Origin of the sequence: Paenibacillus athensensis (assembly GCF_004514475.2) — a bacterium.
Taxonomy (GTDB): domain Bacteria; phylum Bacillota; class Bacilli; order Paenibacillales; family NBRC-103111; genus Paenibacillus_AL; species Paenibacillus_AL athensensis.
Window position 1 is genome coordinate 1 of sequence record NZ_MYFO02000002.1, and the last position, 21326, is coordinate 21326.

Genomic DNA, 21326 nt, shown 5'->3' on the forward strand with positions numbered 1-21326 from the left:
GAGGCATAGCTGGGTAGCTATGTACGGAGGGGATAAGCGCTGAAAGCATCTAAGCGTGAAGCCCCCCTCAAGATGAGATTTCCCAGTATGTAAGACCCCTTGAAGACGACGAGGTAGATAGGTTCGAGGTGGAAGTGCCGTAAGGTATGGAGCTGACGAATACTAATCGGTCGAGGGCTTAACCACAACACAAGCAACACTCACGCGTAACACAACGACTTGTTTCGTATCTAGTTTTCAGGGAATACCATATTTATGATGGCGGTCGTGGCGAAGTGGCTAACGCATCGGATTGTGGCTCCGACATTCGAGGGTTCAATTCCCTTCGATCGCCCTTTCCCAAACCAACATTCATAATGGGGATTAGCCAAGCGGTAAGGCAACGGACTTTGACTCCGTCATGCCTAGGTTCGAATCCTAGATCCCCAGTTTCCTTCATATGCGGTCGTGGTGGAACGGCAGACACACCATCTTGAGGGGGTGGCGCCCAAAAGGCGTGAGGGTTCAAATCCCTCCGACCGCATCCCGAGAAAGCCTTGAATATTCAAGGCTTTTTTTGTTTTTCGGCTTGTCATTTCCTGTTTTTTTATGTTTAATAAAGGTAATTCTTGTAGATTGGGGCGAAAGCATGAGTACATCGGCGATGCCATTACCTTTATCGCAATCCGCTATATGGCCGGTGCAGCGGCGCTATTTTGAACAGACTGGCATTGATGCATGGCGTCAAGCCGAAGTGCCCCACTATGTGACCAACAATCCCACAGTAGCTAAAGCCTATGCGGAGATTGTTTTTGCTTTTTTTAGAGACAGAAATCGCTTATCGACAAATGTACAGGAACCGATATATATAGTAGAGCTCGGCGGAGGTTCAGGGCGCTTGGCTTATCATTTTTTGCGTGAGCTGTGCCGGATGTGCGAGCAGGCGACTTTTCCCGTACCGGCGTTTGTGTACGTATTGACTGATTTGCCGGAAGCGAATTTGCGTTTTTGGCGCGATCATCCGCGTTTGCAGCCGTATATAGAGCAAGGATGCTTGGACATGGCTTGCTTTGATGCCGAACAGGATACGGAGCTTCAGCTGCGACTCAGCGGTAAAGTGATTCGTCCGGGGCAGCTGCAGCAGCCGCTGGTATTGATTGCGAATTATTTTTTTGACAGCATTCCGCAGGATTTGTTCCGATTTTATGAAAACAAGGCGTTTGTGTATACGGTTGATCTGCCTGCGCCAGTGATGAACGAACCGTTTGATGCTGCCGGTTGGCTGAAACAGGCGGAAATGCGCGGACGTTATGACGAGATGCCGCCGAAGGTGTACGAGGAGCCCGAGTTTAATGCGATTCTGGAGCAGTATCGGAAGCGGTTGAGCGATACGCATGTATATTTTCCAGTCGTAGGGCTTAGATGCTTGGAGCGGCTGCGTCGCTTGTCGACGGAGGGGTTTGTGCTCCTTTCCGCCGATAAGGGGGCAGACGCGTGGGGAGAATTGGAGGGTAATCCGCTGCCCGGGCTGGTGCGGCACGGCAGTGTCTCCCTGACAGTTAACTATCATGCGATCAAGAGCTATTATGAGCAGCAAGCTGCGCAGGCGTATTTTACCGAACATCATCATCAGTTTATTAATATTGCCTGCGTAGTCATGCTTGCAGATGGCGCGGATTACGGCGAAGTCAAGCTCGCTTACGAGCGGTTTGTGGGGCAGTATGGCCCGGACGATTTTTTTACTTTGAAAAAGCATTTCGATGCGCACCTGCACGAGATGGAGCTGCGCCATTTGCTGGCGTTAATGCGCTTTAGCGGATTCGATGCGCGTTTATTCAAGCAGGCTGTGCCTTTTTTTCTGAATCTGGTACAAGAGGCCGGGCCGCGGGAGCGCATGGATCTGCAAAGGCTGATGTGTCAGGTGTGGGAGGGCTATTACCCGATCGGGGAAGAGCAGGATTTGGCTTTTGATCTGGCGCTGCTGTTCTATGAGATGGACGAGTATGAAGAGGCGCTGCGCTTTTTTCAAAGCTCGTTGGACGGTTATGGTCCGGCTGGCCCCACTTATTACAATATGGGAGTGTGCTCTTCCGGACTTGGGCGGCTGGAGGAAGCTCAAGCTTGGCTGCTCATGTGTCTGGAAGTTGATCCGGGGCATCAGGAAGCCGCGGCTATGTTGAAGGAGCTTGAAGCCTGAGGGGCAACCCTAAGTTGCGCTAAATGAACAGACACGGGCAAGGTCCGGAATGCAAGTCTTTCTAGCGGTGAGGATCAAGCGAAGGATAAGCACTACATGCAATCGCGGATGAATGCGGTTTGCCGCAAGGCCGGCTCTATATTCGCGTGAACGTACAGCAGGGAGGGAGCTTATGGGGAAGCAGGAGCATGTGAACAAAGCGGTGTCGGCTGGGCCTGAGTCGGCTGAACGAACGTCCGAGACAGAGGCTTTAACGGAAAGAAGCGAAGCGGCTGCGGGGCGTATGGGTGTCGGTACGGCGATTTCGGGTTTGCAGCGACAGTTGGGCAATAACGGTGTGGCGCAGCTGGTACGCTCGCAAAGCGGCCGCTTTGCCGCATCTTCCGCCCCCGTGGGCGCCATTCAAAGGGTCTCGGATAATAAGGACCATCATATTGATTTTTTGACGCTAAGGGCTCAAGCAGCCGGAGCTGATTTGAGTCAAGCCCCATTTATGCTGGCTCATGCGTGCGCCTATGTGATGGATCATCATCTTTACAAGGAAAAATTTAAGCCGGGCAACCTTCCGCCCGTCTATCTGCCTGTGCAGGGGTTGGTTCCGCAGAGCGGGGATCCGGAGGATTATCACAAGATTATTTATGATTACATAGGAACCTTGGGGGGCGCTGCAACCAGTCAGGTGAAGTGGGGCGGGCTGACGGCTGCCGGTACGGGAACGGGAGCGCGGATCACCTATGCGCCCAACGGTCATGCGGAGGGAACGCCAACAGATGCCAAAACGCCGTGGATGACCGAGCTGAGCAAGCGCAAAGACGGAACAAAGGGGCTTTATGTGATGGGCCATTTGATCAATGCCGATCTCGGCGGCCCCGGTCTGGACTATAACTACGTCCCGTTAACGGGTAGAGCGGGCTGGCATGGCGCCAATGACGCCAACGCGCTCCATTCCAAAGGCATCGAGCAGATCGTGAAGACGAAATATGCCCAGCTTGGCGGTGACGTAACCGCGCTGGAATATGAAGTGGTGGCCGATTACTCGCGCGGCCCGCGGACGGCGCAAACCGATCCGATGCAGCAGGCGCTGCAAAAAATAGCGGAAATCGAGGGGGAATTGGGTCCGCTTGCCAATACGCAGCTCGCTCGACTTGAGCAGGCCGATAAAGAGAAATTGAAGAAATTGATTCAGGCTGTTCCCAATCTGGATACGATGCTATACGCCGTAAGCTCCGGCAATTATTGGACGCGCAATTGGGCGACGTTGAAGGGACTTGTGCAAGAGAACCTGAATCTGTGGCAATATGAGGACCAGATTGTACCCAGCGAGCTGAATGCGAGAGTGACCTGGACGCAGGCCGGTTCACAACAGGAGCTGAGGCTGGACGTACCGATCATCTTGCCGGACAGCTTGGCAACGCCGTATAACAGCAATCGCGAATCGAACTACAAAAGTGAAGCGCCAATGGATCACAAAAGCCAGTTCGCCGATTATTTGGAGCGTAACAGCGGTGCGTATCAGTTGGGCGACGAAGCGTCTACAAAAGCTAAGGGCGCAGCGCTCCTGATGGATTTGAATGAATATGACCGCGAGAATTTGACGAATGTTTTAGCCAATATGAGCAAGTATTACGACATTCAACATCAGATTGACGGGGGCAACGGTCCACTGGCGCCGGAGAAGATTGCGGAGCTGCAAGCGGAACAGGCGGAGTATGTGGACGCTTTTGAACTGATTAAGGATGAACCGGATATTGCCAAGCTGATTACGAATAAGGATACGGCTGTAGTGGTGGCGAATCTATTGTCCAGCTCGTCCGGGGCTTTGTTTAACGAGGTTCAGGACTACACGAAGCAGGTCAATGAAACCGCCGGGACGGGGAAAAAATTCAGCCAGTTTGCTTATAGCGGCCAGACGCCGTTCGGCAGTCCGAGTAAAATCGTCGCTCAATTGGAAAAAGACGGCCACCCACAAGGGTCCAGCGCGGGCGGCGATCCGGCATGGATGCTCCAACTGGAGGAGCGGCGCGACGCCAGCAAGACGCTGTACGTGCGCGGTCACATGCTTAATCGTCATCTGGGCGGGGCAGGTCTCGATTCCAACATGGTGCCGCTCACCGGCCGCGAAGGCTGGTACGGGGCCAATAATGCCAACGGCATGCATTCTGCCGGCATTGAAGAAAATGTCAAGCATTTGTACGAGCAGGTGGCCGGACCGGGCGAAGAAGCCGATCCGAGCAAGGTAACGAATCTGGTGTATACGGTTGAGGCGATTTTTGGCGATCACGCCCGCCAGCAGACGGCCCAGGTTAAAGCCTTGTATACAGCCTACAAGCAGCAGGTCATTGACGGTGTATTCAGCAAGCTCGCAGAGGGCAACGAGGCAATGGACGATAACGATCATAAGGAAAAGTATACGAACTACTCCACCGGGGATTTTATCAACATGGTGAATACGGACATGAATGCAGCGCGAGATATGTTCCTCAATAAAATTTACGTGGTCATGGGTGCCAATTATCCGGCCAATCAGGATCCGACGGTTGATCCGTTGCGCTCGCAGATTGCGGCCGATTATCAGTTGGACACGTTGACCGTACCCCAGTTGATTCAAGCGTGGAAGGAGCATCTGGCTACGCGCGAATATCAGGCCACCAACCGGCAGGTTGCTTCTCAACAGATGGCGATGGCGGATATGCGCGAGCAATTCTCCCTGCCGATCGGCGCGTTGCAGCCGGCTCAGGTGCAATTTATTCAGGGCGTCGTGCAAGCCAATGATCAGATGGAAGCGGCGTTGAATGCGGTTAGCCCGAATGGCAACTATTTGCTGGAGGATATTCGCTCGCTGCAGGATGGCCTGTATACGAACAGTGCATTGTGGGAGTTTGAGGATAAAAATGTGCCGCTGCGTCTGGAAGCGTCAGTCCGCTGGACGCAGCATGGAATGAATAAATATGGAGAGGCTTTGATTCCGGTCGTTCTGCCGAGCGACCTCAAGGCGCCGTATCGCGAGCGTGAGCTTGGCTAGAGGCAAACGCAAACAGCCCGTCTAGGCGGGCTGTTTATTGATGCGGTGTGGAAAACGACCACATCGTCCCGGGCTGTCAGCTCATCCTGCTGGCAGAGCCGCAGAAGTCCGGCCCAAGCCGCACTGCCTTCGTTGGAGCAAGCCAGGTTGAATTATTATCTAAATCGGATTTTTTTGACAGGAGACGCGGTTATGATGATTGGCTTGTATAGCCCTAGCCTGGATTGGCTGACTCCCCAGCGTGTAGCTTCATGGGTCCGCACAGCGGAGGAGCAGGGAGTGCAGCTGTTTTTTTTCACGCCCTCCGGCCTGGATGAAAGCTCTGAATCGGTGCAAGGCATCGTGTATTCCCGTCAAGGGGAGCAGCGGCAGCGTCTCCCGGTTCCGGCATGCGTCATTGCTACTCCCGGTTCGCCCTCGGAGCTGCCGGCCTGGAGGTGGATGTGCCGTCATACGACGGTTATCGGAACTGAGCTATCCATTCTTCCAGAGGAGTCGGAAATCGGCCGATTCCCGGCGGGAGTCAGGCGGGGAAATGCGGTGGCAACTGCGGAATCGCTGACAGCGGCAGAAGGTCGTGAAGCGTCGGCTCAATTCCGCTGCACGTTGAGCCGCACTGTGCAAGGTGGATGGAAAAGCGCCGGTATCGAGCTGCTGGCTGGCGGGGCTGTTCGTTCCGCACAGATGGAGGGAAAGCCGGATCGCCTGCTGGTTGAAGCGTATTTGCTTGGCGTTGCCATCGAGATGGCAGAGCAAATCGCTGCCAGTCAGCAGACCGAATTGCCGGGCTTGTATGTCGAGCTTGAGCTTGACGAACGGCTCGGCACCTGCGTGGTTGGCGCCGGGATTGCCGTGAATGAAGCGGAGGTCTGCTTGCGGGCGATCTCGCATGCCGCACAGCTGACCGGACAAGCGGGCCGGATGGCTTCGCCGGTGCAGCGGCTTGCAGCCTGCTTGCTGGCGGATAAGCCGACCATTGGCATGCTGGTAGGTTGGGAGCTGTCGCCGCTGTTTCTGGAAGCGTGTCATTACGCAGCCGAGGCGCGGGGAGCGCGCTTTTTTTACTTTTATCCGCGTCGGGTTGATATCGCCAATCGGCAGATTCAAGGGCATTATTGGCAAAACGGGCAGTGGCGTAAGGCGCTGTTTCCTTATCCGGATGTGATTTACGACCGGATGCGGCGCAAAAATGCCGAGCATGCAGCAGTGTATGAAGCGCTGACCGGCATTCCGATTACCCATGAGCTGCTCTTCGGCTCTCTGGACAAGCTGAAGGTGTATCAGGCGGTTGCGGAGCACCCGGTCCTGTCGGCGTCCATTATCCCGTTCCATAAGCTGGACAGGCTGGAGGAAGCGAAGCGTTTTATCGATCGGCATCCGCACTTTATTTTAAAGCCATTGCGCGGTTCAAACGGCGACAAGATGATTATCGGGACGTTGAAGGAGAACGGGCGGTTCGAGATCTGCGATCAGGATTTTGTGCATGACCTGTCGCGGGAGGAGCTGGACAAGCTGCTTGCCGAGCTGCGGAAGCATCGTTATGTTGTCCAGAAGTTTATCGAAAGCCAATCTCGCGAGGGCTTCACTTTCCACGTTCGGGCGCATGCGATGAAGGATGGCAACGGCCGGTGGGACGTCGCGTTTGTGCTGCCCTCCTTTTCGCTGAATAAGCATCGTCAAATTACCAATCATGTCAAGACGTTCCGCTGCGTGACGAAATGGGAATGGTTTCTGAAAAGTCAATTCGGCCAGACGCCGGAGGGCGATATGAATGTCCGGGTGCGGAGCTTTGCGGTGCAGCTTGCCACATTTTTGGAAGGTTGTTTCGGGTCTGGGTTTCATGAAGCAGGAATCGACATGGGCATTGACGAACATGGAGCTATATGTCTTTTTGAAGTTAATTTGAATAACGTGGGTATGAATCTGCATGAGCTGGAAGCTGCCAAATACGGGATTGAATATGCCCTGTGGCTGTTGGCTTCGAGCAAGGGTTGATCGACCGCTACGTGCCAATCCCAGGGGGGCAGTTCGATGGTAAAGAATAACGATGACGCTGAATGGCAAGCGTCGATGGACAAACGGGCCAAGCTCAAAAAGTATGGAAAGGTAGCTCGCACGTCGATGCTGGCCATTACGATGGGCATGAGCTGGACGGCGGGCCATGCATCCGCTGCATCCCCCGGAGCCGAGCCTGCCGCTCAGCCACCTGGACCACAGGTAGCTTCCGCTGCTGCGCCGCCGCAATATACGGGAAATTCGCTGCATTATTTTAAAAATGTATTTTTGCCGCAATCCAAATATTTCAATTCGTCGAGCAGCGGGGAAACAGCGCCGGTAGCGAATAATGTGACCATTAGTGGCATTACAACTGTGGGTCAAACGTTGTCGGGAACCTATGACTATTCGGATGCGGAGAGCGATGCAGAGAGCGGAACGACGGTGCAGTGGTATCGTTCGGACGATCAGGGGCTGACGATCAACTATACGCCCATTGGCGGAGCGACGGGCGGCTCGTATACGCTAACGTTGGCGGATGTGGGCAAGTATATCACATTTGTGGTGACGCCGCGCGCGAGCGTTACTCCGTTCGAGGGGGCTTCGGCGGGCAGCACGACGCTGTCGCCTGTCGCCTATGCGCCAACCGCGCCGACAGCGACCGGAGTGAACGTCAGCGGCAGCGCGGTTGCGGGCCAGACACTGTCGGGCACTTATACGTACGGCGATCTCAACAGTGATGCGGAAAGCGGAACGACGGTGCAGTGGTACCGCTCGGATGATGCCGGGCAGACGGTGAACTATACGCCGATTTCTGGAGCGACGGGCGTTAGCTATACGCTGACGGGAGCGGATGTCGGCAAGTATATCACGTTTGTCGTGACGCCGCGTACGACGGTTGCGCCAACGGATGGAAGCGCGGCGAAAAGTGAGGCAACCGGCCCGATTACTGTGGCTCCGGCTGCACCGACGGCTTCTGCGGTAGCGATCAGCGGAACGGCCCGGGCGGGTCAAACTTTGACCGGCTCGTATACGTACGGCGATGTTAACAGCGATGCGGAAAGCGGCACGACGTTCCAATGGTACCGTTCGGACGATGCCGGCCAGTCTGTGAATTATATGGCGATTTCGGGAGCGACAGGCGCTAGCTATACGCTGACGGGAGCCGATGTCGGCAAATACCTGACCTTCGTCGTAACGCCGCGTACAGCTGTAGCGCCAACCGACGGTGCCGCGGTCAAAAGCGAGCCGACTGCACGCGTGATGGACAAGATCTCTTCGTCGTCAACGACCACGACGGTTTCGGAGCCCAAGGAAGAAGAGGCGTTGATCGAGGTTGTGGCGGTCAAGAAAAATGTGGAAACGCAGGATTCCGCCAAGCTGCTGCTGACGCGGGATAAGGACACAAAGGCGATTACGCTCGCCAACTTCCATTTTTATACGGATGGCGTTAAACAGTCGTCTCAGGATGCCAGCAAAAAAGAAACGATTGCTGTCCGGGCCAAATCGCTGAAGGATGCGCAAAAGGTATATGCCGATATTTCCGGCGACGCTGTTTCCGTATTGCGTGACAATCAGCAAAGATTGGCCGTCATTACCGGCGATGTAGCGATTGATTTGCCGACGATTTCCGTGCCAGTGAACGATCTGGTTCAACAAACCGGCGTTGCCGCGGATAAGCTGAAGATCGAAATCAATATTGAAAAACAACCCGCGGCGGTGAAAGAGCAAGCGGGCGAATGGGCCAGCTTGCAGCATGCAACCGTAATCGGCGAGCCTTACAAGTTCAGCTTGAACGTTAACGACGGAACGGGCGCGATGCCGATTGTTCAATATGGCAATCGTTATGCTTATCAGACGATTCCGATTCCTGAAGGCATTGCCGACCTGAACTCGCTGGGTGCGGTGATGCTGATGGACGGCAAGTATGTGCCGGTTCCCGTACGCATTGTCGATGAAGGACATGCGCTGCTGCATACGCCAACCAACGTTACGGTCATGCTGATACAGCGCAATGAGGATTTTGCCGACATTGCCGATCACTGGAGCAAGGACGATGTGCGGCTGATGGCCAATAAGGGCAATGTACAGGGAGACGCCGCGGGACAATATAACCCCGACCAGCAGCTGACGCGCGCTGAATTTGCCGACTTGCTGGTGAAGGCTTTTGGTCTGGGCCATCAGGATACGGCGGGTCAAGGGCCGCAATTCAACGATTTGCCGGATGATCCCAAGCTCAAGGAAAGCATCGCCATTGTCGTGGGCGACGGCTTGTTCAACGGAATTACCGATGAAGAATTTGCACCGGATGAGGGAGTAACCCGCGAGCAAATGATTACGGTGCTGATGCGGTTCTACAAGGAGTTTGAACTGGAATCCACTCCGGATCAAGAGCCGCCTGTGTACACGGATTCGGAACAAACCTCGGGCTGGGCTCAAGCGGATGTCAACGCCGCCAATGAAGCGGGTATTATTACCGGATACGAAAATGCCACTGTGCGTCCGCTGCATGTAGGCACACGCGCAGAAGCCACGGCATTGATTCGCCGCTTCCTGCAAAAAACGAATTTGATCAATTAAAGCGCCGCTTCCGGCCATGAAAAAACCTCAAAGCTGTTTGTCGCGATGTTGCGGCAAGAGCTTCGAGGTTTTTTGGCGTTGCTCAATCTTGGCGGGCCGTTAGCGGTGCAGGGCCTTGGCGTATTGGCTGGTCTGCAAGATCAGGGCGTACGGAATGACGTAGCGGGCTGCTTCATAAGGATGCACCACGCCAGCCGGGCCCTCGTATTCGCCGCCCAGCAAGCGAATCGTGCCTGCGCTGTCAATCGCCGCGTCGAGAATCAGCTCATGAATGTGATGACGGCTCGCTGTATTAAGCTGCTCAGCCATCGTGCAGGTTAGCGCATGCAATCGGTCATTCAGGCGGATTCCCTCCATTTCCGGGAATTCCCGGTCCAGCAGCCAGTCCCATTTGACCTCGCAAGGCAGCGCCGCTTGCGGTTCATCGGACGCTAGCGCCAGGAGCGGAGCAATATGCAGCAACCGCCAAGCGCCTTCGGCCGTCTTCGTCATATACATGCGAAGATGTAAAGCGTGGCCGTCGTGCGTGGAGCTGCTGATTTGCTCAATCAGTATATAGCCGGAATCGTAAAACAGCTGTAAAAATGCTTGAAATTCGGAAGCTGTCAGCGTGTGGACGAATTGCTCCTCCTGCACGACATAACGGTCCGTCAAACGGCGAATCATCAAGACATCCTCCAGTTGCCGGGCATTGTCGGTTTTCATGACAACGAGCCCGCAGCGGTCGATAAAGTGTTGCGCTTCTTCCGGGCCTTCGGGGCGCACGAATTGCGGCAGGTGAGCGGCCAGCTCCGCATGCCGGGACGCGACGGCAAAAAACAACGACGACGGGACCGGCCCCTTGGGTTCATTGGACGTCAGCTGCAGGTTGGAGCTCGGCCGATACAGCGTATAGGCTGCTTCAAGGTCCGTTTGCTCCATCAGGTTATACACCCTGTCGGGAAATGCAAACAGCCGCTTCGACCAGCTTGGTCCTTCACGCCAATAACCGGAAATCGACCCGGCCCGAAAGCTGATATCTTCAAGTAAAAAATAAGCCAGTTGTACGCCGTGCGCTCCGGCAACATCAGCAAAGGCTTCCAGATCCTCGCGTTCCGGCGGCTCGCTGAACAGCAGGCCCAGGCTGAAGGGCTCATTGCTATGAGCGGGCAGCCTGCTCTTTGGATTAGCCTGCTCGGCGATGTATTTGACATACGCGACCGCTTGCACGGCCCGCTCCTGCTCATGATACAACGTGCCCGGGCACGTATTGGCTTCATAAAACCAAATACGCCGCTCCGCGTCGATCGCCAGATCGATGCCCAGCTCATTCAGCGGATGTGCGTAATGGGAGTCGATGAACGCGGCCAATTCCAGTCCCAGTGCCGTCATCTGCGCAGATAAGCTTTCGGCTTGGCCGGGGAACAATCGCTGCAAAAACGGTTCTACGGGCTCCGTGCGTCCGCCGACGCTGACATTGCTGGTAATCGTATTGATCGCCCCGATGCGCGGGTAAATAATCGTCACGTTCCATTCGCCGCACCCGTCCCGCTGGACCAGCACGCGAAAATCGAAAGGCTCCTGCTCAGGAGTCAAGCAAACGATGTACGGCTGGATCAAATATTCGCGATTCAATTGGGCGACAAACGCATCCAGCTCCGTGCGATTCATCCAGGTCCAATCCGCACCAGCCTGAAGCCCGTACTGATCGTTCCGGCGCACCATCGCTTGTACGCCCTCCCCGCGGCTGCCCTGCACCGGCTTGATGACCAGCTTGCTATGGGCTTCCAGCAGCTCCGTGATCTGAGAGGCATCCTCCAGCACCGCTGTTGGTACCAGATGCTTGGCTAACACGGGATGCTCGGCAAGCATTTTGGTAATTTCCCATTTGTTATCGATTAAAAAAGCCGTAAACGGCACGAGCTTGCGAAAAATCAGCTCCCGGTCCGAGCGGCGGCGCGGTCCCCAAGGCCGGATGTTCATAATCGCCTGCGGAAACGGCAGCACGCGTTCGTTCCAGACGCCTTCCTCAAACATCACACCAGACACCGTCATCTGATCCAAATCAATGCCCGCTTCGTTAAAAAACACCAATTGCACGTCCTGCCTGACGGATTCCGCGACAATCGCTTGTACACGGTTTTCGGTCATCACTGAAAACGGGTCGTGGGGATGAAACACGCCGATCAGCACGCAAAGCTCCTCCTTCAGTCTGCTTACTGGCATGCAGCGCAGTGTCGTTTGTCCTTCATTATAACAAATGCGGGCAGTCTTTTTCTTGCCTTTCGTAATACTTTCACCGTGTTCAGGTTGCGGCGGATCGGCGATGATAGGGAAGGCGAGGCGATCACACGACAAGGAAGCGCGCGAAGCGGGGATTTCTCCCTATTCCGCAGTGCGAGCGCCGACTCGGCGTTCGTATGCTGCGCGCGGCCTTACGCCCCGTCACCAGGTGTCGCAGGTTCGAATCCTGCATCGCCCCGACGGCGATTAGCTCAGTGGTAGAGCACTCGACTGTAAATCGAGCGTACCTTTCTTCAACAGCCTTGGCAAAAAGAGTCCCTGCGGGCCTTCACGGCCGCACCGAAGCGCCGGCTTTGCGAGCTGCGGATACCGGCCGCGGCTGCGCGCGCCTTCCGCTGATGGACGCTCGGCTGGCTAACGGCTTGCCTGCGGGCAAGCTCTGAAGCCGGCGGTATTCATGAGCGACTGGAGTGCCAGGCCTGGCCTCAAGACGGCTCCCGTCGGGCGCAACGGCGGGACTCTCTATGCTTAGGCGCCTATCCATCCGATATTTTACACGAAAAAGGTGATAAAGATGATGTGGAAAACGATCAACATTCAAAACGACGAACGCGGGCTTCTGTTTCGCGACGGCCGCTACGTCAAGCTGCTGGCGCCCGGCCGGCAGCGCTACCTCCCGCTGCGCGGCGAAAGCGTGGAACTGCTGAACGTGCTGCGCCCGTTCTCTGTGCCGGGCAAGGACCTGCGCTTGTTTCTCGGCGACGACCGGCTGCGCATGGAGCTGAGCGTGGTGGAGGTGGCTGACGACGAATACGCGCTGCACTTTGAGGACGGCCAGTTTGTCTCGGTGCTGGCTACCGGCAGGCACGCCTTCTGGCACGCGCTCAAGCGGCATGAAATCGTTCGCGCCGACAAGCGCGATCCGTTGCTTCCGGCCGGGATCAGCGCGACGGTCGCGGTCAAGCTGGTGGCGCTCGGCGTCGTTCAGGCGGTCGATGTGGGCAGCCACGAGGTCGGCTTGCTTTTTTTTAACCATGTGCTGCACAAACAGCTTGGTCCCGGGCGTTACTTCTTCTGGCGGGGGCCGGTAAGCGTAACGGTCCGCAATATCGATCTGCGCCAGCAGCAGCAAGATGTCACCGGCCAGGAGATGATGACGATGGACAAAATCGCCCTGCGCCTCAACTTCGTCTGCCAGTACAAAATCATCGACCCGCTCAAATCGCTCGAAATCAAGGCGTTGGAGGAGCAAATTTATGTGCGGCTGCAGCTGCAGCTTCGGGAATATGTCGGGACGCTCAAGCTCGATGAATTGCTGAACATGCGGCAGGAAATCGCGGCGTTTGTGCTGACGAGGCTGAATGCGGAAAGCGCGACGTACGGCGTGCAGTTCATTTCGGCTGGGGTGAAGGATGTCATTTTGCCCGGCGATGTCAAAGAGATTCTGAACACCGTGCTGCTCGCGGAGAAGAAAGCACAGGCCAACCTGATTACGCGGCGGGAGGAGACGGCTTCAACGCGCAGCCTGTTGAACACGGCCAAGCTGATGGAGGAAAACCAGACGTTGTACCGTTTGAAGGAGCTGGAGTTTCTTGAGAAAATTTGTGAGAAAATCGGCTCGGTGTCTGTTGGCGGCGGGGGCAGCCTGCTGGAGCAGCTGAACTTTTTTCTGGCCGATAAAAGCCGGGGCGTCTAGCTTGAAGTTTGGCAAATGATGGATTACGATAGTGGAAAATCGACGTTGGGAGAAGAAGCGTTTATGAGTTCTGCCTTCATGTTACCCATTCAATATCCGCCAATTACGTCCTATCAGCACCATGCGGCGACGTTATCGATTATGGCTGCGCACGGAGATGACCTGCCGTGGTTTTGCAGCAACTATATCCAGCTGAGAGTGAATGTGAATCCCGATTCCAGACCTTGGCTGGATTTTTTTTCGTTTTTGTATCAGGAGTTTCACAATTGCCCGTATTTGCGCGTGCAGCATCTGGAGAGCGAGCTGATCACGGAGCTGTGTCCGGACGTGGCGGAATTTGCTGTCCGCAGCCTGCGGATCGGCTATTATGTGTACGCTGTGATCGATTGCGCGCTTGTGCCGGCGTATGCCGATTATGGCAAGGAAGCGGCGCCGCATCCGATTTTGCTGTATGGCTGCGATACGGAGCGGGAGCTGCTGTATGCGGGCGATTTTTTTCGGGGACGGTTTGCTTGGGAGACGATTGGGTTTGAGGATTTTCGCAGCGCGTTTCGGGCGGTGAAGCCGGGAGGATTTAATTTTGTCGGCGCCAAGCTGATTCAGCCGTATGTGCAGATAAGGTATGAGCTGGATCTGGAGACGGTCGGCGCTTTGTTCGCCGATTATTTGTACGGGCGGGAGACGGAGGAGCGCTACCGGATGGACCGCAATCTCAATCCCGATATTCGCAAGGGATTGGATGCGGTGTATGACCGGCTTGTGCAGGAGGTCGAGCGGCATCTGGATGAGCCGGAGGTGTTCCATCTGACTTCGTTTCATGTGCTGCATGATCACAAGCGGGCGCTCGTGCGTATTATCGGCTATTTGCAGGAGCGAGGGCATCTGGAGCGCGATTACGGCTTTGCGGCTCTTGAAACGGCAGCGCTGGCATTGCGCAACACGATTCTCAAATATAGCCTCCGGCCGTCGCCCAAGCTGCGCGATCAAATCCTGCGCATGCTGGAGGCACTGCGGGAAGCGGAGCGCTCTGCGCTGACGGCGCTGCTCGCCGAATGGCCGCAGGCTCCTGCCTGAAGGCGCTGCGTGCGAGCGCGGCAAGCCATCGGCCTGCGTACAGCGAGCGGCAGCAGCAAGGAGGCTTGCGCGTGTGCATAGCGGGCGGAAAGCGGCGGCAATTGCAGAGGGCAGAGGGCAGTCTACCGTGGGCAGACCGTCTGGCACCCGCACCGCACCTGCGCAGCAAGCGATGCTCCGGTAGCCGCAGGCAGTTGCCACGCCCGGGCGCTGCCCATTACGGCGCTGCCTGCGCTGGAACGCCGTCAAGCGACATGGCAAGCCGGGAACGGCCGTCGCTGTACTGCCAGACGAGCGTCTGGCCGCTGGCGACAAGGCGGACGGCGTCTTCGTCAGCGGACGAGGTGTGCGCCGGTCCGGCCTGCTGCCGGAAGCGGGCGAGAATGTCGGCGTAGCCGAGCGGCAGCCGAACTTGGCGAATATCGCCGTTTTTGTCAAACACGACGGCGTATTGGACGTTGGCGGGGTCCTCCGCGATCGCAATAAAAGGCGGCGCCGCAGCCGGCATCGACGTCACCTCGCTCAAATGCATGGCCGATAATCGGGCCGCATAATCGGCCGGGACGTAAGGGGCGGAGTCGTCCTCGGCGGAAGCCGACAAGGGCTGTATGGCGGCGCAGCCGGTTAACGCCGGTATGGTGAATATAGACAGCAGCAAGAGCAGGCTGCGGATCAGCTTCATGGAAATTTCCTCCTCTTTTCCTTTCTAGCCGTATACTGGAATAGACGCGTAGCAGCGGGCAAGGTTGCGGGACCGGAAGGAGGAGTTTTTCGGGCTTGGTAATTTGTCGTTTTTTGAAGGTGTTTGTCGAATTTGCTACGAATAAATGAGATAGGCGTTTTTTTAGTCAGAAGGAAGTGGTGCAGGCGGCCTGTCCGGCCAATAATTGTGATCAGCTACGTCTCATTTAAGCCCTATTTCCCCAATCATAAATAGACCGGCAAAGCGGAAACGCCTGTCTGCTGCGGCGCGGCTGTCGAAGGATTATGACAAAAATTTCACAAGTTATTCAAATTGACAGATAAATGTTTCAATTGTGAAAATAAATGTGGAGGATTCAACGCGCTCGCGTCGTATACTTGATAAGTAGTATAGGACCGCATGACTAGTCACTAAGGAGGATATCTATGCCTAAAAACGAGAAGGTTTGGAGATTGACGATCCGCAAGAAACTGCTCTTGATTTCCCTGCTGATGCTGCTTGTTCCCGTTTCTGTGCTGGGAGCGATCACGTATAGAGTGTCCTCGCAGGAAACCGACGCTCTGATTCGGAGCAATCTGCAAAATTCGGTGCGCATGGCCATTGATTTGGCCACAACCTTTGAAGAAGCGGAAAAGTCGGGGATTATGACCAAGGATGAAGCGCAGGAGAAGGTGAAGGCGCTACTGCTCGGTCCCAAGCAGGACGGCAAGCGGCCTGTGAACAAACACATCAATTTGGGCGCAAACGGGTACTTTTTTGTGCTAGAAACGGACGGAACGCTGGCGGCGCATCCTTCGCTGGAAGGTCAAAATATTATTGACAAGCAGGCGCCTGACGGCACGTTTTATGTGAAAGACATTATCGCGCATGCGCAAAGCGGCGGCGGTTACACGATGTACAGCTGGCCGCTGCCCAATTCCGAGAAGGAAGGCGAGAAAATCACGTATTCCGAGCAAACGCCGGGCTGGGGCTGGGTGATTGCGGCAGGTTCCTACATGCAGGATTACAATAGCGGGCAAACGAGAATTCTGAAAACGATTCTGATCACGCTGGTCTGCTGCTGGGTGATCGGCGGGGCGGTGATGACGCTGTTCTCGCTGCATATTTCCCGGCCGCTGATCCGGCTGGCGCAGCAGGCGCGCTTGTTTGCTACAGGCGATTTGCGTAAGGCTGATTTGCAGGTCAGCAATCGCGATGAGATTGGTGAGCTCGCCTCTTCGTTTGAGGCCATGTACAACAATTTGCGAGCGGTTGTATCCGGTTTGCTGAAGAACTCCGATTCGCTGTCCGAAGCGGCGAAAGAGGTCGGGCAGGCGATCGAAGAGACGACGCAGGCCAGCAATCAGATTGCCAATTCGGTGCAGGATATGGCGCTCAGCAGCGAAACGCAGGAGCGCAGCATCCGTGAAAGCTCCGTGGCGATGGAGGAGATGGCGCACGGCATTCAGCGCATCGTCACTACTTCGTTCAGCGCATATGATTCTTCTACAATGACGCTGGAGCAAGCTGAACAGGGCAATCAGCTGATCGTGAGGTCGACGAATCAGATGGGCTCCGTGACGCTGACGGTCAATGAGCTGGCTGAAATTGTCGCCAAGCTGGCCGAGCGCTCGCAGATGATCGGCGAGATCATCCAGGTGATGACGGATTTATCTTCGCAGACGAACCTGCTGGCGCTTAACGCTTCGATTGAAGCGGCACGGGCCGGCTCCGAGGGACGCGGCTTTGCCGTCGTCGCCAGCGAGGTGAAGAAGCTGGCGGAGCGCTCCAATGAATCGGCGTCGCAGGTGTCGGAGCTGATTCATGCGATTCAGGGCGATATCGAGCAAGCCAGCGTGGCGATGAGGAAGGGCGAGCGCGAGGTGGCTGCCGGCGTGGAATCGATCGAGCATACGGGGCAGGCGTTTGTGCGCATTCTCGAAGCGACGCGAAGCGTTGTACAGCAGGTGCAGGAGGCTTCGGCTGCGGCTGAGGAGATGTCGGCGAGCTCGGAGGAGATTTCGGCTTCGCTGCAAGAGATTGAGCGCATGTCGACGCGCGCCAACGAGCTGGCTCAGCAGATTTCCGGCGCGACAGAGGAGCAGATTGCCGCGATGGAGGAGACGAACGCATCGTCAGAATCGCTGCGCGGCATGGCGTCCGATATGCAGGCGCTGGCGCACCGCTTTACGCTGTAGCTTAAAGGTCCCCGCTGCCGAGCCTCGATGGCCGGAAAGTGCGGCGGCGAATGGTCTGTGCGACGGTCGAATTCCGATGTTGCCAATAATGGGCAAAAATTCAATAATTCGAGCGCAAAAAACCTGCGAATAGCAGGTTTTTTGCTTATGAATGGCGAAAACGATTTCTGAAAGCTGTTTGGTATTTAAAGGGGGTTAATCAAGTGAAAATATCGATCGTTATTCCCAGCTATAATGCGGACTGGCTGTTGGCGAAAGGCTTGGCGTCGCTGGCTACCCAGAAGCTGGATACCGGAGATGCCTTTGAGGTCGTCGTTGCCGACGACGGCTCTACGGATGCGACGCGCGAATGCGTGGCCGGTTTTGCCGCTGGCGGGCTGGACGTTCATTATGTGTATGTGCCGCGCGACGAGCATTCCTGCCGTTCGCGAGCGCGAAATCGCGGCATTGCCGCCAGCTCGGGCGAGGTGCTGCTTTTTCTCGATAGCGGAATTGTTGTGCCGGATCGGTTCATAAGCGACATTGCCGCTTATTATCGAACGCATGCGCCCGATTCGGCGCTGCTGATCTATACCTATGGATTGAACGTTACGCCGGAGCAGACCGATATGGAACAGTTGGAGCGGCTGGACATTAACGATCGCCGGGCTGTTGACGAATTTTGCCGGGAGCCGTTCTGGTACGATATGCGGCATGGCGCGTTCCAGCACGAGATCGGGCGGTTGCGGTCGCCGTGGTTTTGCGGTTTTTCGTGCGCGCTGACAGCGCCGGCCGGGCTGACCCGGGCCATCGGCGGCTTCGATGAAGCGTTCAAGGGCTGGGGGGTTGAGGACCTTGATTTCAGCTACCGGCTGCATCGCAACGGGGTATGCTTTGATTCGGTCAGCTCGTTGTACGCGTTCCATTATCCGCATCCGATTCAATATTCAGCCGAGAAGCCGCTGAACGAGCAGCGTAATAAAGAAAACATGCATGCCAAGTATTACGAGCTGGAGACGGAGCTATTTGCTTTTGAACGTCACGAATTTCCGCATGTGTTGGCCAAGCTCGATTATTTGCAGCTGGCAGACCTGCTGCCGGCCGACTATCGGCAAGCGGACCTGGACGAGCTGAGCGAACGCTGTCTGGATGGAGCCGAGCGCTCGCTGCTCGTTGGCGTCGATGACGTCAAGCTAGCTGGTCGATTGCCGGTTACGCATCTGTTCGGACGCAGTCCCGGCATGGTAGAGAAGCTTCAGGCAGCGTTTCCTGAACGAGAGGTTGCTTATTTGCTCGGCTATGCGACCCCTTACGAAAACGATTTTTTCGATGTCGCTATTGTAAGCGATCTGCTGCGCGCGTTGAATCCGCAGGCACGCCGACGCTTGCTGGAAGAGATGAACCGCATCGCCCGCGAGGTGATCGTGTTGATTGGCGCTGCGCTGAGCCCGCGGATTGATCAGGAGCTGAATGCGCGGGTGATTCCCGGCCAATCATTTGTTGGCAGCCCCTTCCAGCCCTATGCCGCAATGGAAAAGGTTTTCAGCGCTTCGCGGGAGGAAATGGCCGCTGCAGCGGTGGGGCTGGAGCGAGTGCGGTTGGTCGATATGGCGCTGGAGGCTGCGCTGGTCAAGGACTAGATACGAATCTGACAACGGTTTGCAGCAGGCTTGCACTGCGCCGTCTCGCGCTGGGCGTAGCGTCGGCTGAGCTCGTTGCCGGTTTAGCGGCGTTTCGTATCGGCGCTTCGAAGATGTGTGTGGCAGCTCTCATGCGCGCAAATTTGCTGTTGACCTCGGGCGCGTCGTCGCTTATGATAGGGGTAAGTAAATAAGGCGATGGAGTTCGCCATAACCGCCGAACGGCTGATGACTCCTACCAGCGATTTTTTTGCTGGTAGGAGTCTGTTTGTTTTTAAGCTTACATTCAGCCGGCAGGGCAAAGGAGAAGAAGTTCATGGGATCTTGGAAGCATCAAGCGATGTCGGCTCTGCGGGAGTCGCATCACGGGGCGCTGCTTGCAGCGCTTGGGAAATGGCTGCTGCTCGGCGGTTTGGTCGGCGTGCTGGCCGGAACGGCGTCGGCCTGGTTTTTGAAAGCTTTGAATGCAGCGACGGAACTGCGGGTGCAGCACGGCTGGCTGCTGTTTCTGCTGCCGCTGGGCGGCGCGTTGATCAGCTGGCTATATATGAAAGCAGGCAAAAACAGCGCGCGCGGCAACAATTTGATTCTGGAGCAAATTGCCGGAGGCCAAGAGGCCGTGCCGCTGCGTATGGCGCCGCTCGTGCTGCTGGGCACGCTGACGACGCATCTGTTCGGAGGATCGGCCGGGCGCGAGGGGACGGCGGTGCAAATGGGCGGCAGCCTCGCGGACGCGCTGGGAAGGCTGCTGCGTATCGGCCGGGACGATCGCGCGATTCTGTTGATCTGCGGCATCAGCGGCGGCTTTGGCTCGGTGTTCGGCACGCCGCTGGCCGGGACGGTATTTGCGTTGGAGGTGCTGGCCATCGGCTTGCTGCGCTATGAAGCACTGATACCGGCGCTGATTGCTGCGCTTGTGGGCAATTCCGTTGCGGTGTCGGTATGGCATGCCCCGCACAGTCACTATCACATCGAAGCGGCGCCGGAATTGTCGGCTTTGCTGCTTGGCAAGGTGCTGCTTGCGTCGGCTGTATTCGGCCTGGTCAGCTTGCTGTTCAGCGAAGCGACCCATGCGCTCAAGGCGCTGTATACCCGTCTGCTGCCGAATCCGCTGGCCAAGGCCGCGGCAGGCGGCTTGATCGTCATTGCGCTAACGTATCTGCTGGGTACGCGCGATTATTTGGGGCTCGGACTGCCGCTGATCGAGCGTTCATTTGACAGCGGGGCCGGTCTGCTGACGTTTTTGTGGAAGCTGATATTTACATCGCTGACGCTGGGCGCCGGCTATCAAGGGGGCGAGGTGACGCCGTTGTTCGCGATTGGCGCGACGCTGGGCAGCGCTTTGTCGCAATTGCTGCATGTTAGCGGGCCCTTTCTGGCTGCGCTTGGCTTTATCGGCGTATTCTGCGGTGCGGCGAATACGCCGCTGGCCTGTTTTATTATGGGGATCGAGCTGTTCGGAATCGGGGGAACGGGCGGGCTTGTTTATATGTTTGTCGCTTGCGCGGTCAGCTACTTGTTTTCCGGTCATACGGGCATCTACACCTCACAGCGGGTGGCTGTGTCCAAGAGCCTGCTGGCTCCGCTACCCGGAGGGCTGACGCTGGCGTCGTTCAAGCAGCAGAAGGCGCAGCGGCGCCAGAGACCGTGAGCGGAGCGGCCGTAGCTCGGCCAGAGAACGTGCGGGAGGCTGCCCCGCGAGTAAGCTGGATGGGCTGATCACGGGGAGGGGGAGCAATGAGCCGAAGATGGGCGGAACTGATCGTGCTCATGACGCTGGCGAGCTGTCTGAGCTTTTCGCGCGCGAATGCTTTAAGCTGCGATTCGGTCTGGATTGAAGACGAGCTGGAGCAATCGCAGGTTGTTTTCTACGGAAAGTCGCTATCGGTTCTGGATGGCTTTACGCTCGTATGATGAACAGGGCAATATCTTCTGCAACGCCTGCACCAGCTTGAGGCTTTGCAGCCGGACTATGTGATGAAGCGCGCAGCTGTAACCGAAAGGCAGCATAAAACGCTCCCGGCCATGAGAGACTGAATCCTCGCGGCGGGAGCGTTTTAT

12 protein-coding genes, 3 tRNA genes, 1 rRNA gene and 1 riboswitch are annotated in these 21326 nt (G+C 56.3%); of the genes, 14 read left to right on the forward strand and 2 right to left on the reverse strand.

Annotated elements, in window-relative coordinates:
- The 8 genes from B5M42_RS04090 to B5M42_RS04125 form a co-directional block, all read left to right on the forward strand.
- Positions 1–186: ribosomal RNA gene (locus tag B5M42_RS04090) — 23S ribosomal RNA — on the forward strand; the annotation flags it as partial.
- A gap of 75 nt (positions 187–261) precedes the next feature.
- Positions 262–334 (forward strand) — tRNA-His (locus tag B5M42_RS04095).
- Between the two features lie 23 nt (positions 335–357).
- Positions 358–429: transfer RNA gene (locus tag B5M42_RS04100), tRNA-Gln, on the forward strand.
- 12 nt (positions 430–441) lie between these two features.
- Positions 442–523: transfer RNA gene (locus tag B5M42_RS04105), tRNA-Leu, on the forward strand.
- Between the two features lie 354 nt (positions 524–877).
- Positions 878–2176: a tetratricopeptide repeat protein gene (locus B5M42_RS04110; protein ID WP_134754830.1), complete on the forward strand. Its 1299-nt coding sequence runs from the start codon at positions 878–880 to the stop codon at positions 2174–2176.
- Positions 2177–2348: 172 nt separating this feature from the next.
- The gene (locus tag B5M42_RS04115; protein ID WP_134754828.1) at positions 2349–5198 is read left to right on the forward strand and encodes a hypothetical protein; all 2850 of its coding nucleotides are present in this window, start codon (positions 2349–2351) and stop codon (positions 5196–5198) included.
- Between the two features lie 192 nt (positions 5199–5390).
- Positions 5391–7193, forward strand: coding sequence for a YheC/YheD family protein (locus tag B5M42_RS04120; RefSeq protein WP_134754826.1), 1803 nt, complete (start codon positions 5391–5393; stop codon positions 7191–7193).
- Positions 7194–7229: 36 nt separating this feature from the next.
- A complete protein-coding gene (locus tag B5M42_RS04125; protein WP_134754824.1) occupies positions 7230–9773 on the forward strand; it encodes an S-layer homology domain-containing protein in 2544 nt (847 codons plus the stop codon).
- 99 nt (positions 9774–9872) lie between these two features.
- Here B5M42_RS04125 and B5M42_RS04130 read toward each other — a convergent pair whose 3' ends face one another.
- A complete protein-coding gene (locus tag B5M42_RS04130) occupies positions 9873–11945 on the reverse strand; it encodes a YheC/YheD family protein (protein WP_167690095.1) in 2073 nt (690 codons plus the stop codon).
- Positions 11946–12573: 628 nt separating this feature from the next.
- On the opposite strand from B5M42_RS04130, the gene B5M42_RS04135 reads away from it, so the two are divergent.
- Both B5M42_RS04135 and B5M42_RS04140 read left to right on the forward strand, forming a co-directional pair.
- Positions 12574–13692, forward strand: coding sequence for a slipin family protein (locus B5M42_RS04135; RefSeq protein WP_134754841.1), 1119 nt, complete (start codon positions 12574–12576; stop codon positions 13690–13692).
- Positions 13693–13770: 78 nt separating this feature from the next.
- Positions 13771–14766 (forward strand): hypothetical protein, encoded by a 996-nt coding sequence (locus tag B5M42_RS04140; protein ID WP_134754821.1) that lies wholly within the window; start codon positions 13771–13773, stop codon positions 14764–14766.
- A gap of 217 nt (positions 14767–14983) precedes the next feature.
- On the opposite strand, the gene B5M42_RS04145 is transcribed toward B5M42_RS04140, so the two are convergent.
- A complete protein-coding gene (locus B5M42_RS04145) occupies positions 14984–15448 on the reverse strand; it encodes a hypothetical protein (protein ID WP_134754819.1) in 465 nt (154 codons plus the stop codon).
- A gap of 446 nt (positions 15449–15894) precedes the next feature.
- On the opposite strand from B5M42_RS04145, the gene B5M42_RS04150 reads away from it, so the two are divergent.
- The 4 genes from B5M42_RS04150 (at position 15895) to B5M42_RS04165 (ending at position 21179) form a co-directional block, all read left to right on the forward strand.
- The gene (locus B5M42_RS04150; RefSeq protein ID WP_134754817.1) at positions 15895–17646 is read left to right on the forward strand and encodes a methyl-accepting chemotaxis protein; all 1752 of its coding nucleotides are present in this window, start codon (positions 15895–15897) and stop codon (positions 17644–17646) included.
- A 203-nt stretch (positions 17647–17849) separates the two neighbouring features.
- A complete protein-coding gene (locus tag B5M42_RS04155) occupies positions 17850–19265 on the forward strand; it encodes a glycosyltransferase (protein WP_167690092.1) in 1416 nt (471 codons plus the stop codon).
- 185 nt (positions 19266–19450) lie between these two features.
- Positions 19451–19510, forward strand: a riboswitch (Fluoride riboswitch).
- Positions 19511–19581: 71 nt separating this feature from the next.
- Complete coding sequence (locus tag B5M42_RS04160) at positions 19582–20916, forward strand: voltage-gated chloride channel family protein (RefSeq protein ID WP_230632659.1); 1335 nt, start codon at positions 19582–19584, stop codon at positions 20914–20916.
- 86 nt (positions 20917–21002) lie between these two features.
- Positions 21003–21179 (forward strand): hypothetical protein, encoded by a 177-nt coding sequence (locus B5M42_RS04165; protein ID WP_167690090.1) that lies wholly within the window; start codon positions 21003–21005, stop codon positions 21177–21179.
- Positions 21180–21326: the final 147 nt, after the last annotated feature.